Origin of the sequence: Bacillus sp. P14.5 (assembly GCF_003316765.1) — a bacterium.
Taxonomy (GTDB): domain Bacteria; phylum Bacillota; class Bacilli; order Bacillales; family Bacillaceae_B; genus Rossellomorea.
This window is the reverse complement of sequence record NZ_NIJF01000116.1, coordinates 1-18,524: the sequence shown is the minus strand read 5'-3', so window position 1 is coordinate 18,524 and position 18,524 is coordinate 1. Positions and strand designations below refer to the sequence as shown.

General features: G+C 43.2%; 18 protein-coding genes, 1 pseudogene and 1 riboswitch. Of the genes and pseudogenes, 4 read left to right on the top strand and 15 right to left on the bottom strand.

What is annotated here, in order from left to right; translation table 11 throughout:
* Positions 1 to 105: 105 nt before the first annotated feature.
* Positions 106 to 279 carry a hypothetical protein gene (locus B9Z54_RS25370; protein WP_205207757.1) on the bottom strand — a complete coding sequence of 58 codons (174 nt, stop codon included), beginning with the start codon at positions 277 to 279 and terminating at the stop codon, positions 106 to 108.
* Positions 280 to 684: 405 nt separating this feature from the next.
* Here B9Z54_RS25370 and B9Z54_RS22590 point away from each other — a divergent pair, with 405 nt between their 5' ends.
* From B9Z54_RS22590 to B9Z54_RS22575, 4 genes are all read left to right on the top strand, one after another.
* Complete coding sequence (locus B9Z54_RS22590) at positions 685 to 903, top strand: DUF1659 domain-containing protein (protein ID WP_113930598.1); 219 nt, start codon at positions 685 to 687, stop codon at positions 901 to 903.
* A gap of 38 nt (positions 904 to 941) precedes the next feature.
* The gene (locus tag B9Z54_RS22585; RefSeq protein ID WP_113930597.1) at positions 942 to 1,157 is read left to right on the top strand and encodes a DUF2922 domain-containing protein; all 216 of its coding nucleotides are present in this window, start codon (positions 942 to 944) and stop codon (positions 1,155 to 1,157) included.
* 70 nt (positions 1,158 to 1,227) lie between these two features.
* Positions 1,228 to 1,365, top strand: coding sequence for a YvrJ family protein (locus B9Z54_RS22580; RefSeq protein WP_113930596.1), 138 nt, complete (start codon positions 1,228 to 1,230; stop codon positions 1,363 to 1,365).
* Positions 1,366 to 2,104: 739 nt separating this feature from the next.
* Positions 2,105 to 2,734: a YesL family protein gene (locus tag B9Z54_RS22575; protein ID WP_113930595.1), complete on the top strand. Its 630-nt coding sequence runs from the start codon at positions 2,105 to 2,107 to the stop codon at positions 2,732 to 2,734.
* A gap of 52 nt (positions 2,735 to 2,786) precedes the next feature.
* Here the strand turns inward: B9Z54_RS22575 and B9Z54_RS22570 are convergent, their stop codons facing one another.
* The 14 genes and pseudogenes from B9Z54_RS22570 to B9Z54_RS22510 form a co-directional block, all read right to left on the bottom strand.
* Positions 2,787 to 3,899 (bottom strand): Gfo/Idh/MocA family protein, encoded by a 1,113-nt coding sequence (locus B9Z54_RS22570; RefSeq protein ID WP_113930594.1) that lies wholly within the window; start codon positions 3,897 to 3,899, stop codon positions 2,787 to 2,789.
* 30 nt (positions 3,900 to 3,929) lie between these two features.
* Positions 3,930 to 4,799 carry a carbohydrate ABC transporter permease gene (locus B9Z54_RS22565; protein ID WP_113930593.1) on the bottom strand — a complete coding sequence of 290 codons (870 nt, stop codon included), beginning with the start codon at positions 4,797 to 4,799 and terminating at the stop codon, positions 3,930 to 3,932.
* A 16-nt stretch (positions 4,800 to 4,815) separates the two neighbouring features.
* Entirely contained in the window at positions 4,816 to 5,784 is a 969-nt protein-coding gene (locus B9Z54_RS22560) for an ABC transporter permease (RefSeq protein ID WP_113930592.1), read from the bottom strand.
* An 82-nt stretch (positions 5,785 to 5,866) separates the two neighbouring features.
* Positions 5,867 to 7,597, bottom strand: coding sequence for an extracellular solute-binding protein (locus tag B9Z54_RS22555; RefSeq protein ID WP_113930591.1), 1,731 nt, complete (start codon positions 7,595 to 7,597; stop codon positions 5,867 to 5,869).
* Between the two features lie 222 nt (positions 7,598 to 7,819).
* Positions 7,820 to 8,542 (bottom strand): glycerophosphodiester phosphodiesterase, encoded by a 723-nt coding sequence (locus B9Z54_RS22550; RefSeq protein ID WP_113930590.1) that lies wholly within the window; start codon positions 8,540 to 8,542, stop codon positions 7,820 to 7,822.
* Positions 8,539 to 9,219: an HAD family hydrolase gene (locus tag B9Z54_RS22545; RefSeq protein ID WP_113930589.1), complete on the bottom strand. Its 681-nt coding sequence runs from the start codon at positions 9,217 to 9,219 to the stop codon at positions 8,539 to 8,541. Before B9Z54_RS22545 ends, B9Z54_RS22550 begins: the two co-directional genes overlap by 4 nt.
* On the bottom strand, positions 9,195 to 9,788 hold the full coding sequence (locus tag B9Z54_RS22540; RefSeq protein WP_113930588.1) for a glycerol-3-phosphate responsive antiterminator: 594 nt from the start codon (positions 9,786 to 9,788) through the stop codon (positions 9,195 to 9,197). Before B9Z54_RS22540 ends, B9Z54_RS22545 begins: the two co-directional genes overlap by 25 nt.
* A 555-nt stretch (positions 9,789 to 10,343) precedes the next feature.
* Complete coding sequence (locus B9Z54_RS25070) at positions 10,344 to 10,505, bottom strand: hypothetical protein (RefSeq protein WP_162785332.1); 162 nt, start codon at positions 10,503 to 10,505, stop codon at positions 10,344 to 10,346.
* 645 nt (positions 10,506 to 11,150) lie between these two features.
* Positions 11,151 to 11,840 (bottom strand): ECF transporter S component, encoded by a 690-nt coding sequence (locus B9Z54_RS22530; protein WP_113930587.1) that lies wholly within the window; start codon positions 11,838 to 11,840, stop codon positions 11,151 to 11,153.
* The gene (locus B9Z54_RS26290) at positions 11,816 to 12,496 is read right to left on the bottom strand and encodes an AAA family ATPase (RefSeq protein ID WP_481747817.1); all 681 of its coding nucleotides are present in this window, start codon (positions 12,494 to 12,496) and stop codon (positions 11,816 to 11,818) included. The genes B9Z54_RS22530 and B9Z54_RS26290 overlap by 25 nt, the downstream gene beginning before the upstream one ends.
* A pseudogene (locus B9Z54_RS22525) lies at positions 12,463 to 13,464 on the bottom strand (energy-coupling factor ABC transporter ATP-binding protein); the annotation flags it as partial. The pseudogene B9Z54_RS22525 and the gene B9Z54_RS26290, both read right to left, overlap by 34 nt.
* Positions 13,437 to 14,324, bottom strand: coding sequence for an energy-coupling factor transporter transmembrane component T (locus tag B9Z54_RS22520; protein WP_113930586.1), 888 nt, complete (start codon positions 14,322 to 14,324; stop codon positions 13,437 to 13,439). The gene B9Z54_RS22520 and the pseudogene B9Z54_RS22525, both read right to left, overlap by 28 nt.
* Before the next feature lie 28 nt (positions 14,325 to 14,352).
* Positions 14,353 to 15,225, bottom strand: coding sequence for a DUF4430 domain-containing protein (locus B9Z54_RS22515; protein ID WP_113930585.1), 873 nt, complete (start codon positions 15,223 to 15,225; stop codon positions 14,353 to 14,355).
* 69 nt (positions 15,226 to 15,294) lie between these two features.
* Positions 15,295 to 17,265, bottom strand: a complete 1,971-nt coding sequence (locus B9Z54_RS22510; RefSeq protein WP_113930584.1) for a DUF4430 domain-containing protein — start codon at positions 17,263 to 17,265, stop codon at positions 15,295 to 15,297.
* 147 nt (positions 17,266 to 17,412) lie between these two features.
* A riboswitch (cobalamin riboswitch) is annotated at positions 17,413 to 17,607 on the bottom strand.
* Between the last annotated feature and the right edge of the window lie 917 nt (positions 17,608 to 18,524).

The window sequence follows — 18,524 nt, the reverse complement described above, 5'->3', positions numbered from 1 at the left end:
ATGTCCCCAAGAGGGCTCGCTCCTTCCCACGCACCCTCTTTTTATTTCCTTCTTTCCCTTTCTTATTACATTCTTCTTTTTGTACACGCCTTGTTTCCCCCTAGTTCATCTCCTGTTCTTCACCCGTTCTCCCGTTTTTCTTTCATAACCTCGACTTCTGATACCCTTCAAAATCCTAAATAGTCTTTTACCCTTAGTTTCCTTTGTTTCAATTCCTTTCAGTCCTGCCATTTGATTGCATCTCAGCATAATTCTGCTCCCTCCTTCTCTTCCATTCATTCCAAAACTCCTGTTCCAAGTAATGACCCAAACCCGCATCTAACAGATTTTCTCATTTTTTATATAGAAAGAAGAGCTTGAAATGGTCTCTTTTTAACAAAGATTAACGTTAAGCGGAGATACAGATTCCCTTTCCCATTCTCCCTCAGTTGATATTACAAGATACAAGAAAGAAACATGCCTAGGAGACAAGTCTCTTTTGCATGAAGAAACCGGTGATCTGGAGAGAGAAATAGATTTCCATTTCATCCTTGTCTCCTAGCCACTGCCTTTTGCATAACAATTATGTTTTCAAACACAAAATCGAGCGAAGCACCTGCCTTCCCGATCCGAAAAATTTTTTAACTCCAAGGTGTCCTTTTCTCTCCCTCACCTCTACATAGAAGGTGAAAGGAGGTGAAACACATGGCAACTTCAGATTTAAAAAGTATCAAGCTGAGAATGGTCTTTGACAACGGAGTGGACGAGAACGGCAAGCCAAAGTACTCTAACAAAACTTATGCCAACATCAACTACACTTCAACACCAGACGAAATTCTTCAAGCTGCTCAAGCACTAGCGGGGCTGAGCTCCAGACCTCTTCTGCTGGTTGAGAAGAATGACAGCTACGACATCAACGAGTAATGATTCTGAAAGACTAATAGAAAGGAGGGGAAACTATAATGGCTAAAGCATTGGAACTGCAATTTAAAACCCAGTTTGGAAAAACAGCCCGTGTATCCATTGATGCTCCTGTTGAGCCGGTCGACACTGATCAAGTGAAGCAGGTAATGGATACATTGATCGCCACGAATGTCATCCAAAGCAGCAGCGGCTCACTAGTAGCAGCTGAGGGAGCTCGCGTAATCGAGCGAAATGTCACGGAATACGAAGTGTAATAAATGAAAAGGTGCCCCGCAGCTCTGGCTACAGGGCACCTTATTTCTTGAAAAAAAGGAGGTGAGCAAATTGGAACAAGGAATTTCGTTCATCTCAGAGGTAGGCTTTCCGATCGTTGTGACAATGTATCTTCTGCACCGAATTGAAACGAAGCTTGAAGCTGTCATTGAATCGATCAGGATGCTGCCGCAGGAGATGAGGAATTAATAATGAGAGAGCGCTTATTGGTTGATTTGATCAATTAAATAAGCGCTTTTTTAGTGTAAATTATAACCATTAACCACTTGGGATCCTGTCACTTGGCAAAAAAACGCGTAAAGATTAAACTCATGTATCCACCGGGAGCTCATGGTTACATATCTCTGACCAAAATCTGCTACTCATGTATCCACCTGGATTTCTTGGATACATATCTTGGATCAAAACCTGCAACTCATGTACCCACCTGCCACCTCTGGATACATATCTCTGACCTAAAACTACAACTCATGTACCCACCGGGCTCACATGGATACACATCTCTGACCTAAAACCGCCACTCATGTACCCACCTGCCACCTCTGGATACATATCTCTGACCAAAACCTACAACTCATATACTCACCTGCCACCTCTAGATACATATCTCTGACCAAAACCTTCCATTCATGTACCACCACGGGAGGAGGGGACAGGTACATTGTCCCATTCAGCTATGGAAACAGAAAAGAGACATGCTGCTATACATGTCTTTTCCAATAAAAAAGAACCGCTGATTGTGGTTTTAAGATTAAAGAACTTTTCTGGTCTAAGCCTTGTGGTATTGTAAAGGGATCTGCTCCTTTATCCCTACTGTCACCATTACTCCCTGTTCTACCTTTAAAGTATTGTAATAAACCCTTTAAACCCGGTTAACAAATTTCCATTAAACTTATAATTAAAGCTATATAAGGGGGGGAGTCTGTCCATGGAATTCAACGGCGCACTTGGAGGAATTTACCGGGTGAGTGAATGGGTTACACGGTTGGCATATGTAAATATATTATGGTTGCTGTTTACATTGGCAGGAGCGTTGATTTTTGGATTCATGCCAGCCAGTATTTCTATGTTTGCCGTTATACGGAAATGGTGCCAGGGGGATTTTGATTTTCCTGTCTTCAACACCTTCTGGAACACTTATAAATCCGAGTTTTGGCGGTCGAATAAATTAGGGGTTCTTCTTTTCCTGGCTCCCATCAGTTTTTATCTTAACTATCAAATCTTTCAGCTGGAGTCTGTTTTGTATAGTTTTTCTTATTTGCTTTTTCCGGCTGCTTTATTTTATCTTTTCATTATGTTTTATATTTTTCCTCTCTATGTTCATTTTCAAATGCCGTTGATTCACTATATCAAAAACAGTTTATTAATGGCTGTGAGCTCCCCGGTCAGCACTTTCTTGTTGATTGTGAGCTGCTCTGCAAACTATTATATCTTGAGTGCTTTTCCAGGTTTAGGCATCATCTTTTTGGGCAGCACTACCGCCTATATACTTACCTTCGTTATCCACCGGCGTCTGCACAGGATAGAATTTTCCCAAGGACAATCAATTGCCGGATAGATTCTATTAAAAAATGATGAAAAAGGTGTGCATCGATATGCACACCTTTTCATCATTTTTGGACGAGCCAATTATTTATATCCGGTACTTCAGCATGATCTCCGCCTAACTCAATCGATTTCTCGGAAATAATCCCTGGAAGTGTGAATAACAGGGCTTTTTTGATATCGATTGAAACCGGCTTGCCTTCTCTAATGGATTTCACAAAATCTTTCACCATGTAATAATCAGCACCCTGATGGTGGGAAGAACGGGCTTCTTCAGGGACATCTACCAGTTCAGGCGGTAAGAAATCATTAAAGAATTCAGAGAGATCCAGCCAATCCTCCGGTCCTTTAGAATAATCCTCCAGCCACACTTTATGTACATCCGCACTCGTCTTAGGTCCTTCATAGCAGCCTTTTGTTCCTTGTAAGCTATAATAGGCCATATTATGGGGACGGTTCGAGACAATGTCTGTACGGATTTTGAATAATGCGCCTCCGCTTGTCTTACAGAGCATCAGTGTTGTATCATCATTTGTATAGCGTCTGCCTTCCTGGTGGGCACCTGTCCCCAGACAATTCACGCTGGTAACCGCTTCTCCCGTCCATTCAATCAGAGGACCGAGGCTGTGTGTTCCGTATGTACATCCCCGCTTGCTGGCAAGGTATGTTTTTCTCCAGGTAGGTACTCCTTCTTTTTCAAAATAAGCTGGCTGCAGGCGATGAATATACTCTCCTTCACCATAGTAAATCTTTCCGAATAGGCCTGCTTTCACCATATTTTTTATAGCAATGTTTTCTCTCATATAACAATAGTTTTCTGCCAGCATATATTGTGCCTTGCTTTCTTGCGCTGCCAGCAAGAGTTCCTTGCATTCGTTTACTGTAATCGCGGCAGTGACTTCAGAAAGAACATGAATATTTCGGTTCAATGCCTCAATGGCTTGTTGGGCATGAAACTGCATGGGTGAAGCGATTACAACGATATCCAGACCAAAATCTAATAATTTCTCATAATCATCAAACGCAGATTTCACAGAAAACTCTTCCAGAAATCTGTCCAGGGAATTCCTGTCCGGGTCCATCACAGCCACGACTTCTGCATCTTGAAGCTTTTGAAATTCTTTATATAAGCTTCTGCCTCTTTTAGCACCAGCTATTCCAATACGAAGTTTCTCCATTGTATCTCTCCTGACTGATTTAAACTTTTTTCATCCTTTAATAGACCCAATCATCAATCCTTTTGCAAAATGTTTCTGTAAGAAAGGATAAATGATCAATATCGGTAGTACAGTAATCATGGTAATGGCCATCTTTAAGCCTTTAGGAGTTACTGTTTGAACCAAGTCAGAACTGTTTTCCATTGCAGTAGTTGAGTTAAGTGTTTCATAAAGGACATATTGCAACGGGAATAACTCGGGATTCATGGCATTGTAGATTTGAGTATCGATAAATGCATTCCATTGCCCAACCGCGCTAAATAACATTACGGCAGCGACCACAGGCTTGATCACAGGAAAAATGACTTTCCAGAAAAGGACAAACTCATTCGCACCATCTACTAATGCTGCATCTTCAAGTGACTTAGGCAAGCTTTCAATATACGTTTTAATTAAAACTAAATTAAAGACCCCTACAGCAGCAGGGACAATATAAATCCAAAAGCTGCCTGTCAGGTTCAGGGATTGAACCAATAGGTAGACGGGGATTAATCCACTGGATATATACAGGGTAAAGACAAAGAACCTTCTGAAGAATTTTACGGCAAATAAATCATCTCGGGTCAACACATATGCTGCCATCGAGGTAAAGAAAATCATTACTGCCGGCCCGATTAATGTTCTTAGGATTGAAATAAGAATTCCATTCAAGACGGCAGGACTGCTTAGTGCCACAACGTACGAGTCAATATTGAATCCAGACGGAAAGAATATTAAGCCATTAGGCAGCGTGTTAGGGTCGCTCAATGAATAGCTGAAAATATAGACGAATGGAAAGAACATCAAGATTCCCAAAAGTAACATAAATGAATAGTTGAACAGGTTAAAGATAATATCTCCTGCAGTTAGACGCTTTTTCACCTTTTTCCTCCTTTAGTTAAATGATAGACGTTTCAGTCAGCTTCTTGGAAATCGCATTCGCACCTACAACAAGGATGATACTGACGACAGACTTGATCATCCCAACAGCTGTCGCATAAGAAAAGTCCCCTAATTGCAGGCCATACTTATATACATACATATCCAGAACTTCCATGGTCTCCCAGTTGGTAGGGTTTGTAAAAAGGTAAAACAATTCAAAATCGGAATTCAATACCCATCCAATGTTCATGATCAGCAGGACCACTAAAGCTGGAATTAAATTCGGGAGAGTAATATATCGAATCTTGCCAAACCGGCCCGCTCCATCTATTTCAGCAGACTCATATTGTTCCAGTGAAATGGAAGAGATGGCAGATATGAAAATAATAGCGTTATAACCGATGTATTTCCAAGCCATCATACAAATAATCAATAACCACGAGAACTGCTTATCTCCAAGAATATTGATTCCTTTTTGGATAATCCCGACTTCCATCAATGTTTCGTTCACGGCACCTGTGGAAGCAGAAAATAAGGCATGCATAATAGCGTACACGATCACCCATGAAATAAAAAATGGAAAAAAAGATACTGTCTGAATCGTCTTGGCAAACCATTTCACTCTGATTTCATTTAATAGAATGGCAAATGTTAAGGCTAAAGTTAAATTCACCACGATAACAGACAAGTTCATCACCAGAGTATTTCTCAGTAGATACACATAATCTCCACTTTCAGCGAAGAAGGTTTTGAATTGTTCAAGCCCTGTCCATTCTACTTCCCATATACTAATGCCGATTTGATAATCCTTAAAGGCGATTATCCAGCCGGCTAGCGTTAAGTAATTGAAAAGGAATACCAATACAACACTCGGAAGCAGCATGAAGAACAAATACCTTTGCCGAATGAGCTTTTTTATTATCCGAGAAAAATTTCCATCCATTGATGCTTTCACTTTAGAAGCAAGTACAACCGACTTTTCCATAATACCCCCCCTAATTAGATGAAAATGGGCAGGATCATCTTGCAACCATGCCCATTCTCATCGTAGAGCTTCTTAAGATTGATTATTCAACTTTACTTTGTTCCTTCTCATAAATGGCATTATACTCATCAATTACCGTCTGAGGCTCCAGCTTCTCGTATTGTTTCATGACATCCTTCCAGATCTCTTCAAATTCTTTTTCTGAATCTGCGGAGATCAAGCGTGCCGAATTCTTTATACGAAGATCTACCATCTTTTGATGTGTTTTTCCAACCTTGCTTGCAGGGTCGACAGATACCGCTGATGCCACTCCCGATGGTGCAGGTTCACCATTTTCATGCCACCAGCTCAACGAATGCTCCCATCCCATCTCTTCATATGCACCCTTCACACGGTCCGTCAAGTAGAGCTTGTCTTTAATCTCGCTATCATTCAACAGTGAGTATGGTTGTCCATCTACAGGAGAAGAAGAACGGACATAACCCAGCATCCTAAAGCTAAATCCTTCAGTTGATAAATACGCTTCTTTATTTAAAGCACCATCGATAAACTCTTCAGATGGAACTCTCTTTCCGTCTTCAACAGAATAATGCTTCCCTTCAATCCCTGATTGAAGCAGCAACTGTCCTTCCTCCGAAGCAATCCAATCCACTAATTCCATAATGCGCTCTGGGTGCTTAGCATTTTTAGTGATCACCACTGAACTGTATGGACGGGTACTTTCTAGACGCAGCAGGCGGCTTTGATTCTCTTCCACTTGTGAATTCGTTTGGATAGGCATTTTGATATATTGCAGTTCAGAGTTCCCCGAATTCTCTATGGCACGATTAATCCCATCTATTCCAAAGACGCTGTAAAAAGCACTAAGGGCCTGGCCGCTGTTCAACTTTTCTTTCACTTGCTCGTACGTATCCGTAAAGCTTTCTTCCGAAATGATGCCTTCACGGTACAGCCTATTAAAGAATTTCAATGAATCTTTCGTGTACTCATTGGAAAACATGTCTTCGAATTTTTTCTCTTTATAGTTAAAAATTACTCCTTCATTACCTACCGAAATATACTCGTCACCTTTTTCATACATAATCGGGGATACCCCTGCCATACCCCATGATTCTGCAAAAGGGACTGCCATACCAATTGTTTTGTTGCCATTGGTAGAAGGGTGTTCCTCTAACTTTTCCTTCAAGAATTTCACATAATCATCTGTACTGCGAAGCTCCGGCCAGCCTTCTTCTTCCAGCAGGTCACTTCGGATGGCTATATCATTACATTCACAAAAGTTATTGATATCCTGCGGAGTATCATATTCCCATTTATAAAGCTTCCCGTCCTCAGAAGCACTTCTCCAGAATGGAATGGTTTCTTCATATCTCTCATTGAAATTCGATGCCGTTTCTAAATAAGGATCAAGGGGGATCACGGCTCCCGCATTGATATATTTCTTGACAATTTCCTGTCCTTCTATATGAAGGAGCTCCGGATAGTCTCCCGCAGCAAGCATCATGTTCAGCTTTTGCTTAAGATCACCGCTGTAAGGGATCAACTCAAATTCGATATTGAATTTTTCTTTGATTACTTGTCCAATCGGGGTTTCCGCTGTTGTGGATACCTTATCGCTGTTGCCGAGAATTTTAATCTTATAAGGAGAACGGTCTTTCTCCCCTGAATTTTCTTTGTTCGTCTCTTCAGCCTCAACATTTTCATTGGCATTATTTGATACAACTTTTGAATTAGAACCTCCACCTATGCACGCGCTGAGCAACAGGATCAAGACCATACTCACTGCAATTGTCATACGTTTAAATTTCAACATATTTCATCCTCCTATTTTTCAAATGGCTATTTGTAACTTGAATGACAGAATCCCTTCTCCTTCTTCACCTCCACAAAAAAAGAAACCTGAAAAAGATGAATTAATATTCATCTCTAACAGGTTTCTCGTCTTCTCAAAGCCCTACAGCTATCTACTTGTAATTAAATCATATCAATAAATTGTTAACCTACTATTAATATAAAATAAAGAATAGTTTGATTATTACTCTTGAATTCTACTCCATCTCTCAACATCATCAGTACAAACCATAATCTTCTCACTAAGTTCTCTCATCCGTTTCATATCCACCTCCTTATTAACCGTCCAGGCTATCAATTTAAAATCCTGGCCAAGGAGCTCCTCCACTAAAGCTTCAGTAATGAAACCATGGGCAATGGAGAGGAAGGAAGCCCTTGCTTCTTTTAATTGCTGAGTAATAAGAACGGGGTTTGCCATCATGATAAGCCCTGTCTCCGTGTCAGGCAGCCAATCTTTTACCCTTTTGATCCGCTGGTGGTCAAAGGAAGAAATCATCACTTCCTTCTCCATTCCTTCTTCTAAAATCGTTTTCGCAACCATTTCTTCCAGTTGCGGATAGTACCTCGGAAGTGTCTTCAGTTCAATGTTTATTTTTATCTGTCCTTTGCATAAGCGAAGCACTTCTGAAAGGCTTGGAATCGATTCATTGCTGAAGTCACTGTTAAACCATGAACCAGCGTCTAATTTCTTTAATTCCTCCAGCGTGTGATCACCAACCAATCCTTTGCCATTGGTCGTTCTATCAACCGAAAAGTCATGAATGACGACAGGATGAAGATCTTTGCTAAGCTGGACATCCAACTCTATCATCGAAACCGCAGGATGATCTATTGCCTTTTTAAACGCAATCAGTGTATTTTCAGGAGCGAGTAATGAACACCCTCTGTGGGCAGTACAGTTAATCATCTTACCAGCCTCTCCTTCTCAAAGGTTTTCAAGGAATAATCGAAAAATCCGGCCAATGATGAGAATGTATAGCTTGGAATACAATCTTTGTTTTGTTTTTTTCCATAAGACTCAATAAGCGCACTATGGACCCCCGCATTGATTGCAGCCATGATGTCGAAATGGGAATCACCCACCATTAAGCACTCATTTTCATTCAGCCCCAGTCTGGTAACTGCTTTAGTAATCGGCTCGGGACTTGGTTTTCCTTCTAGTACATCATCACAGCTAATAATGCACTCGAAGTAATGGTGAATATTATGCAGTCTGAGAATCTCTTCCGTTAAAAGACGATTTTGATTCGTTACAATACCAAGAGTAAATCCCTGTTTATTCAGCTGCTCAAGCCCCTCTAAGACTCCAGGAAATAATTCAGCCTCAGCAGCATACGACCGGGCTTGGCCAATGGCATAATGGTTTATGATTTCTTTAGTTCGTGCCTCATCCAGGGTCTCAAGGATTTTCACATACGCAGTACCGAACTGAGCGGCTAAGCCCTCGTAAGTAAAACGGCCTGGAGCAAATTTTTCAGTGGTAGCTAAAACAGATTTAATAATACTGGCACGACTATCAATCAGCGTACCATCCAAATCGAAAAGAACAGCTTTGATATTCACTCTTTCAGATCCACCTTCCATAAATCAGGATTAGACGTTGAAACGGCCGCAGCCCCTGCTTTAATTGAATTCGTCATATGAAGCGGCGTCTTCACCAACCCCCCAGTCATAACTGGCACCTTCACATTTTCACTTATATACGTAATGACCTCAGGTACGATTGCCGGCATTATCTCAACATAATCCGGGCGATACTTTTCAATAGATTCCAGTCCATGGTTGACCGCTTCGGTATCCACCAAAAACAACCTCTGTATCGTAAGCAATCCGTTTTTCTTCGCCATCTTAATCAAACTGCTTCTCGTAGAGATAATCCCTGTTGGCTGAACATAATTCGCCAAGAAATTCACCCCTTCGATGTCTGAGCTCAATCCTCCGATTTTATCAATATGTATAAACACGGGCAGGTCTTTACTTTTAAAAAGATCAACATACCTCTTTAATACACCTATATTACCAGTCAAAAGAAAGACACCGCTGATTTCTTCTTCAAAAACCTTCTCTATGTGTTTAGGTTTCTTAATAGATGCAATCTTCTTAAATTCCTGCAGTCTTTTTTCAAAATGTAGTGATGAAGTAGAGCCTTGCATTTAATCCCTCCCTTTTCCAAAAAATAAAACCTCCAACAGATGGTTTTTCTATAAAAATATAGAAAGGCACTCATCTATCGAAGGTTTCTCAGTTTCCCTAACCAGAATAAATATATACTTGTATACAAAAATACTAACAATGGTTTGTAAACCTGGTGTTAACTAATTATAAAAAATCATTAACCTTTTTGTAAGGCGTGGTGGCTGGACAGGTACCGTTGTTCATTTAGCTAACCGATGCAATTGTGTGAAGTTTGGAGACCGGTTGGGTACGATGGGGGGACCTGGCTTCGGTCGTGCCCTGAGGTTTTTGGGGAAGATGTGTTCGTAGCAGCCCGTCTTAGGTCACTAGCTGCAGTTACCGGGCGGGATATGATGAAGTAGACCTCACTTCGGTAGCAAGACACGGTTTCCCGGCTAGAGATGTATGAGTAGACCTGACTTCGGTCACGACACACAGTTTCCGGGCTATATGTGTTTAAAGTAACCTTCTCTTCGGTGACGAGCTGCAGTTTCCAGCCGAGATGTGTAATAATGAGAAATTTAACCTCTACCCTATGTCCCTCCTTTAACTACGACAATACCGATCCGGCTGGCCGCAATCCTCACAGCACTCACATGGGTACGAATCGCACCTTGAACAGCACTGGCAAGGGTATGAATCGCACGACCGGCACCAACGGCAATTTGCTTCTCCACATTCACCGCAGCAATCACAAGGATAAGAACAACGGGTGCAGCAGCGGCATTGGGACTCCCAGTGATTGTATGAATCGGTTATGGGCTGGTAATCCTGCTTGTCGTTTTCCCATTCCCGTTCTCTTTGAGTGCGGCTTAAGGCATCATCGGCTGCTTTTACTATCCAGTGGTCAGCATTATATCCGGAGAAGATAGGCCTCCTCTTCCAACGCCTTCCGCTTCGCCCTTTTGTTTCCCTCTTTGTATATTCACCAACGGAATAGGAGTCCTCACTTTTTATCCTTCTTCGTTCCTCCCGTCTGTCGATTTCTGGAAGTAGATGTTGGCCGGGTCCTCGTAATACCCTGCCGTACCACCAGGTATGTATTCTTCCTTTTTTCGTGACTTTTATGATTTAGCAGAGCCATAGCTGAACGTTGTTACACCAACCGACTGTCCTATTCCTCTGTATTCACTCGCAGCTTCACTTGGAGGCTTTTTTGCCTTCCTGGAGACCATAGTTTACAGACGGAGGGACAGGTACATTGTCCCATTCAGCTATGGAAACAGAAAAGAGACATGCCATAGTTGACAGGTCTCTTCTGCATTAATAATTTGTCTCAGTAGTAATTTGTATTAATTCGTCGGGACAAGGAACCTGTCCCTGTGTCCCGACGCCTGGAGTCAGGTCCCGGTAAACAACCCATACTTCACCTTAAACCTGCCGATGATCTTCATCCAGCTGGCACTGAAAACCCATATAAATAACACATTGCAGACAGCATGGGCAAGGTCAAAATAAAAGCTGGTGCTGTAGTATAATAAGATGGCGGGCCAGTTGAATTCCTGGATGACACCGACAACGAACCACAGATTCATTATCCAGCCGAAAGCAATTCCGGCAATGAATCCAAAAATACAGCGCCCTATCTTATTCTGCATGAACCTCGTGTTTCCAAGAAGTCCTGCAGTTAAGCCGATCATGCCCCAAGCATACATCTGCCATGGCGTCCACGGGCCATGCCCTAGAAACAGATTGGAGACGATGGCAGCCAAGGTGCCGACGACGAATCCGCTTTGCGGTCCCAATACCATGGCTGCCATGATGATGACGAAGGTTGTCGGCTGCACGCTTGGTATCGATGCAAAAGGGACCCGGCTGACAGCGGCGATCGCCGCAAGTATGGCGATCACTACCAGTTCTCTGCTCATCACCTGTTTCGCAGAGAAACTGACCATGAACGGAAGAAAGGATGCCCCCATGATCAACAGACTTAATGCCAGGTAATGCTGCTGGTTAAATAATGGAAAACCAATGAGAAGGACGAGAATCAGGATGGCAACGCTGATTAAGACTGGCTTTGAACGTGCCATAGGCGCTTTGCCTCCTCTAATGTCACGACCGGGCTCACATGGCTGTTTCGTGTCACCCTATTCACGACTGTCGTATAATAGGTATTTTCGTGGAAAAAATCTCTCGTTCTTTCGGTTACGGTAATCTCTCCTTGAAACAGCATGCTGCATCTTGTTGCATGGTTTGCGGCAAATTCGATATCATGAGTGACCATCACAACAGTAAGCCCCTCTTTTACCAAATCTGAGACAATTTCGCCGAATGCCTTTTTTGATTGGGGATCAAGTCCTTTGGTAGGCTCATCGATCAGCAAAATTTTTGGTTCCGCCAGCAAGCTGCCAATCAATGCTGCCTTCTGCAATTCTCCTCCGCTCAGGTCATAAGGATGGCGGTCCTGCAGATGCCGGATATTCAACTTTTCCAGGAGCGCCTGGATGCGGTCTTCAGCATCCGTCAGACCATGCTGCTCCGCTATGTGGTCAAATTCCTTTTTGATTGTATCCTGAATAAAAATACCTTTGGATTTTGAGGAAGATAGCTCACTTGTTCTGGAAAGCGTTTTTTTACCTTCTTTCCGTTGAACCTCATCCAGCCGTGCTGGAATTTCAGGATGCCCCCGATTACTTTCAGCAGGGTGGATTTGCCGGTACCGTTCGCGCCGACGATCGCAAGCCATTCCCCTTCAAAGATAGTAAGATTTAAGTTATGAAGCACGGGCGCAGTATGTTTATCATACTGGAAATCAATTTCATTCAGTTCAAGGAGGGGAGAATGATTTACATTCGTTTCCTCAAGGGGTTCACTGCACTGAATCTTCTGGTCTTGCAGCCATTGTCTTGTTTCTTTCACATTGAGAGGGACATTTTCTGTAAGTCTTCCCAAATGAAAATCCAGATATAATAGCGCAGTGCTTGGCAGGAAATTCCTCATGATTTCATGGTTTCGAAGAGCCTGCACAATTTCCACAGGTGTCATATCATGAAGCAATTCTCCATTTTCTAGCATGATCACCCTATTCGCGACCGTAAACAGCTCATCCAGACGATGCTCCACGATAACAATCGTAATGCCGAACTCTTCATTCAGGCGCTGAAGCATATGAATGAACTCTTTTGCGGCAATTGGATCAAGCTGGGCAGTCGGCTCATCCAGCAGCAAAACCTTGGGATCAAGCAGCAAAACAGCTGCTAAGTTGACCAATTGCTTTTGACCTCCTGACAACTCATCTGTCCGTTTGTGCAAAAGATGATTCAATCCGAAGAAATTGGCCATTTCAGCGACTTTTTTCCGCATTTGCTCTGTTGTAAATCCTAGATTCTCCATGCCAAAGATAAGTTCTTCCATCACATTGTCCATGGCGATTTGGTTCTCGGGATCCTGAAAAACCATTCCCAAATCCTTGGCTTTCATTCGCAAATCAAGATCTTCCAGCAGCCTTTCTTGAAAGAAAAGGGAGCCCTCTACTTTACCATGCGGGGCGATTTCAGGTTTAAAAAGGCGAAGCAGAGTGGATTTACCGCTTCCGGAAGGACCGCAAAGGACCACAAATTCGCCCTGCTGCACACTTATACTTATATCGCTTAATGCCTTCTCTGCCTCTTCGGGATAAGTGAAACTTAAATTATGTGCCGAAAGTATCTCCATTTCACCATCTCCTTTCCTTCCATCCAGACCGGAAATCCAATAAACAAGCACCAAATCGCTAAATAAAACCATTCTCTGCCGTATAACCACACTGGCTCAAGGGTCGGGAGCAATGTCATCACACCGTCACCCAGCCACCAGCCAAAAAGAACAAGTGAACCGCTTAACAAAAGAAATGCAAGTGCAATCCAATCCCTGCTTTTCATATAAAACGGCTGGTATTTACTGCGCTTCCCAATTCCATAGCCCCTCGCTGTCATGGAATCCGCCGTTTGAATGGACTCTTCCAGCGACCATGTCAGAAGAATTTGCAGAAGCAGCATCCCTGTCCGGGCACGGCTCTTCCATGATCCGCTCTTGATTGACATGCCCTTCACACCTTGTGCATCACTGATTTCTTTGAGCCTTTTCCTCAGCAGCGGAACAAATCGCATGGACAACATGATCAGTAGCGCCCATTGCGGAAGGATCCTCGAGAATAGAAAGACGAATTTATCCGGTGTGATGACTAAATTAAAGGTAATGAACAGGGTCAGTATTCCGACAAGAGTCAATGCAATCATCACTCCCTGCCATACCGCTTCCAGAAATACTTGATTGTCGAATAAATAAAATAAAATATGATTGCCGCGGCGATTAAAAAAGGGCGTCAGAAGCAAAGTAAGAACACCCATAAAAAATATTGGAATCATCCATTTTTTCAATTCCCTGCCCCCGTCAAGCATCCAATTGATGAGGATGATTATCAAGGCGGATGCTGCCAGGAACACCGGATGCTGATAGAGCATGATTCCGGCTATTGCCAGGATATAATATAGAAGCAATATTACAGGATGAAACGATCGAAATCCCCGTATCATTTTAACTCAACTCAATCCTCTGATTTAGCTATTCTGTGTAGTTCTTCGTGAAATGCCACTTAATAGCCTGTCCCGGCTTGATACCGTATATGCCGGTACTTTTATCTAATTGCTTTCCGTCGACGAAAACTTCCCATCCACTCAACGGACCCTCGTCCATTTCAAATAAATTATCAATTCCTTCAACATAAGCAGTCGCCCCTGATCCCCGGACACTCAGTTGGATGCCTTCAGCTTTGGTGATCTTCTGTGTGACTGACAGAACCGTATCCCCCTCTGCTATCTCCACCGTTGTCACCGGTAGGATCGTCCCTTTTACATCCGGAGCAACCATGGTGATCGTGACGGTTTGTTTTGGTTTCTCAGGCTCTTTTGGCGGATCCTGTTTTGGCGGGGCGGTTTTCTCTTCCTGTTTTGGAGGAGCTGAGTCCTTTTCCTGCTTTGGCGAAGAGGTTTTCTCTTCTTGCTTAACAGGTTTTTCTGCTTCCTTTTTTTCAGTGCTGGAAGAGGCCGTTTCTCCCTGAGATTTCTTTGTCTGATTACTTTCTGATGGCGATGGATCAGCCTGCTCTTTTTTAGCCGTCTGTTCGGTCTGTTGCGCCTGTTCAGAAGTATTGGTGGCTGCATCCTCTTGGTCAGAATTGCTGCCGCTTCTGGTTTCCTTCTGGGAAGTTTCTTCTGTTTTCTTATCGCCACTGTTTTCATTTTTGTCGTCGCTTGAGGCTTCTTTCTCTGTTTCGCTATCTTCCTTCTCGACTATCGGATCATTGGAAGCACCTTCCCCTGCCAGCTCTTCAGACTGTTCACCAGAATTCTCAGCTGGTGGTCCCACTTCATCTTTTGCACATCCGGCCAGTAACAACATCAGCAGCATCAAAGCTGAAAAAATCAATCGTTTCATCGTTCATCCTCCTCTCCTAACAATGAATGAGGGTAATTCATCCATTAGGATAAATTACCCGATTATTAATTATGCTGTTTTTCTGCGATATATATAGAATAGAATGAAACCGATCAACAGTAAACCAAGACCAGCTATCATAATAGCTAACGTATCTGTTCCTGTTTCAGGCAGTTTCTCTCCTTCTGTTTTCTTAGCTGTTGTTGTTTCTTCTGCAGGTGTTTCGTCATTTGACTGTTCAGGCTGCTCAGTTGGAACTTCCTCGGAATCGTCCTGATCACTTGGCTGTTCCGGCTGTTCTGTTTCTGTTTCTGTTTCTGTTTCATCCGGCTGCTCTGTTTCAGGCTGCTCAGGCTGTTCCGGGGTTTCACCAATTTCCAAATCAAACTGATACACCAGCCCGCTTCCATTCACAAAGCTTTGATAAGCAGTTAAAGCCAATAAAGCTTGTTGAGTAGACATTGAACTTGAAGCTCCATCATCTTGCAAATGACTGAAGCCGCCGTCAGCTTGTTTGAACTTCATTAAATGCTGAACAAGATTTCCGCCAGTTTTAGTAAATGCTTCTCCGTTAGGATTCACTCCAACAGAAGCAAGACCTATTATTGCCTGTGAAATGGATTCGCTGGCGTCTCCTCCATTGGTATCAATGTTATACCCGCCAGTCTCTCCCTGAGCTTCAGAAAGGTACGTAACTGCACGGTCAATTGCTGCCTTTACATCAGTCTGTTCCTTGTAAGGAGCTAATGCAGCCAATGCCATTCCCGTAATGTCTGGGCTCGGAGTCGAACCGACGAAGCTCCAGCCTCCGCCATCCAGCTCATTTGCCAAAACAGCTTCCACTTGCTCCTCCCTGAAGCCTTCCGGTGTTTCATATTGGCCGCTGTCGACTGCCAGCAGTGCATAGATATTCATATTAATCACTGGATTTTCAAAACTGGCATGATTCACCAATGCCTCAACCAGGTCATATCCTTCTATAGAAGCTGCATCCTTGCCTGCCGCCGATAGTCCCATAATCGTTTTCTCTAAATCATAGATATTTCGGAAGTTTCCTTCTAGCGATTCTACTCTGTCTGCCACACTTGTGACATAAGAGGATGGGATTTTTTCATTGACATTCGCCAGTCCCCATACCCACCACTCATTTCCGTACGCGACAGAAACGTCATTGGCTTTCATATAAGATAAGATATTTGCGATACCCTCATTGATTTCTTTCTCTGTAACAGGATCTGCTTCCTCTGCCGACTCTTCCGGCTCAGCTGGTTCTTCCGGTTCACCCGGCTCCTCTGGATCTGGTTCGGACGGCGCTTCATAGGTTTGAAGTGTCATTTGCACGTGATCATCCGGCTGAATCGTATATTCTACGATACTGCTGTTTAAACCATTGCCGTTTACATCTACACTCCAATAATCATTGGCACCCAATTCTGTATTTGCGATATTATTGATAAACGTAAAAAATGTGTTATCCACTGTAGCTTGTACAGGTACATCATGTTTTGCAGCTGCCTGAATTAAGGCGCCGTACGCACTGGCTCCTTGTATCAGTTCCACTTGTTCTTCAGAAATTATTTCGGCTCCATCTTTCCCGATTACCGAAACTTTAGCGGTTACAGAAGGACTAGGCCATTCTGTGATAGAAAACAGGTAATGGTCGCCATTGGAAGCCTGGTGTGTAGAAGCACCTACTTCTGCAGCTATTCCGTTAAGATTGAAAGACCAGTAAGCCTCTCCTGTTGGGGATGCTCCTCCAATGCCAGTGATGAACGCCCCATACTCCCCCATGGCTGCTTCAATTTCTGCATCGTTTTTCTCACCGGCTTCCTGCAGCGCATCATAAGCCGTTTCCCCTTCTTCTATCTCCACTGCAGTCAATGGTAAAACAACCTCACCATTTTCATCAATCGCTTTGATCGTCACTGCATTATCAAGCCCAGCCGCATTTGCAGCCGGCTGAATAAACGCCAGATTGCCCACAATCAGCACGAGAACGGCTAATATAACCGTCAAACGCTGCATAATTCGCTTGTTCATGGAAAACTCTCCCCTTATATGGTATTTACGCAAAAAAAATACACCCCTTATCCAAGAGATGTGTGTACACAGCAGGATTCCGGTTTCATTACGCACAAAGACAGCATAATGCCAGAAACGTTGTACACCTCCCTATCCGCGTAGGTCGAATGTCGTTAAAAATAGGCAGGTCTCCTGGCTCATGATCATCGTTTTCTATCACCTTCCCATCTTTAGACAGTGGTATTTTAGTAGAAAACTCCCATATACAGTGGCGGGACCACGCCGGAATTTCACCGGACTTCCCTTTTAATGATTTACTTCCATAGATCAGTAAATCAAACCTATTCTTTCCGTATTCAGTTATCTATAGCATAGTGAAAGTTGCAGATATTGTCAATAAGAGAAAGATAGTTTTCTATCCTGTATCCCCTTCAAAAAGGCGCCATTGGGGTCAGACCCCGATATTATTAAAAACTTCTGTATCCACCCAACGCTTCTGGATACATATCTCCTCTCAAATACCACAACTCATGTATCCACACCACGCTCCTGGATACATATTGCAGCCCAAAATCCACATCTCATGTATCCACCCAACGCTTCTGGATACACTTCTCAGCCCAAAATCCTCAACTCATGTACCCACCCGACGCTTCTGGGTACATATCTCAGCCCAAAATCCTCAACTCATGTATCCACCCCACGCTCCTGGATACATATCTCCCCTCAAATATAACAACTCGTGTATCCACTCCACGCTTCTGGGTACATATCTCAGCCCAAAATCCTCAACTCATGTATCCACCCCACGCTTCTGGGTACATATCTCAACCCAAAATCCTCAACTCATGTACCCACCCGACGCTTCTGGGTACATATCTCCCCTCAAATACAACAACTCGTGTATCCACCCGACGCTCCTGGGTACATATCTCAGCCCAAAATCCTCAACTCATGTATCCACCTCACGCTTCTGGATACATATCTCCCCTCAAATACAACAACTCATGTACCCACCCGACGCTTCTGGATACACATCTCCACCTCAAAACCACAACTCATGTACCCACCCTACGCTTCTGGGTACACGTCTACACCATAATCTATCAACTCATGTATCCACACCACGCTCCTGGATACACATCTCGACCTCAAAACCACAACTCATGTATCCACACCAAGCTCCTGGATACACATCTCCACCTCAAACCACAACTCATGTACCCACCCCATGCTCCTGGGTACATATCTCCCCTCAAATATAACAACTCGTGTAT

Bases quoted from the DNA above. Each gene is read 5' to 3' on its own strand.
- B9Z54_RS22545 (WP_113930589.1), bottom strand. From the start codon at position 9,219: ATGGAAGGTGGATCTGAAAGAGTGAATATCAAAGCTGTTCTTTTCGAT.
- B9Z54_RS22575 (WP_113930595.1), top strand. From the start codon at position 2,105: ATGGAATTCAACGGCGCACTTGGAGGAATTTACCGGGTGAGTGAATGG.
- B9Z54_RS22585 (WP_113930597.1), top strand. From the start codon at position 942: ATGGCTAAAGCATTGGAACTGCAATTTAAAACCCAGTTTGGAAAAACA.
- B9Z54_RS22590 (WP_113930598.1), top strand. From the start codon at position 685: ATGGCAACTTCAGATTTAAAAAGTATCAAGCTGAGAATGGTCTTTGAC.
- B9Z54_RS22560 (WP_113930592.1), bottom strand. From the start codon at position 5,784: ATGGAAAAGTCGGTTGTACTTGCTTCTAAAGTGAAAGCATCAATGGAT.
- B9Z54_RS22555 (WP_113930591.1), bottom strand. From the start codon at position 7,597: ATGTTGAAATTTAAACGTATGACAATTGCAGTGAGTATGGTCTTGATC.
- B9Z54_RS22515 (WP_113930585.1), bottom strand. From the start codon at position 15,225: ATGAAACGATTGATTTTTTCAGCTTTGATGCTGCTGATGTTGTTACTG.
- B9Z54_RS22570 (WP_113930594.1), bottom strand. From the start codon at position 3,899: ATGGAGAAACTTCGTATTGGAATAGCTGGTGCTAAAAGAGGCAGAAGC.
- B9Z54_RS25370 (WP_205207757.1), bottom strand. From the start codon at position 279: ATGAATGGAAGAGAAGGAGGGAGCAGAATTATGCTGAGATGCAATCAA.
- B9Z54_RS22530 (WP_113930587.1), bottom strand. From the start codon at position 11,840: ATGGCACGTTCAAAGCCAGTCTTAATCAGCGTTGCCATCCTGATTCTC.
- B9Z54_RS26290 (WP_481747817.1), bottom strand. From the start codon at position 12,496: ATGGCTTGCGATCGTCGGCGCGAACGGTACCGGCAAATCCACCCTGCT.
- B9Z54_RS22540 (WP_113930588.1), bottom strand. From the start codon at position 9,788: ATGCAAGGCTCTACTTCATCACTACATTTTGAAAAAAGACTGCAGGAA.
- B9Z54_RS22510 (WP_113930584.1), bottom strand. From the start codon at position 17,265: ATGAACAAGCGAATTATGCAGCGTTTGACGGTTATATTAGCCGTTCTC.
- B9Z54_RS22520 (WP_113930586.1), bottom strand. From the start codon at position 14,324: ATGATACGGGGATTTCGATCGTTTCATCCTGTAATATTGCTTCTATAT.
- B9Z54_RS22550 (WP_113930590.1), bottom strand. From the start codon at position 8,542: ATGATTAACTGTACTGCCCACAGAGGGTGTTCATTACTCGCTCCTGAA.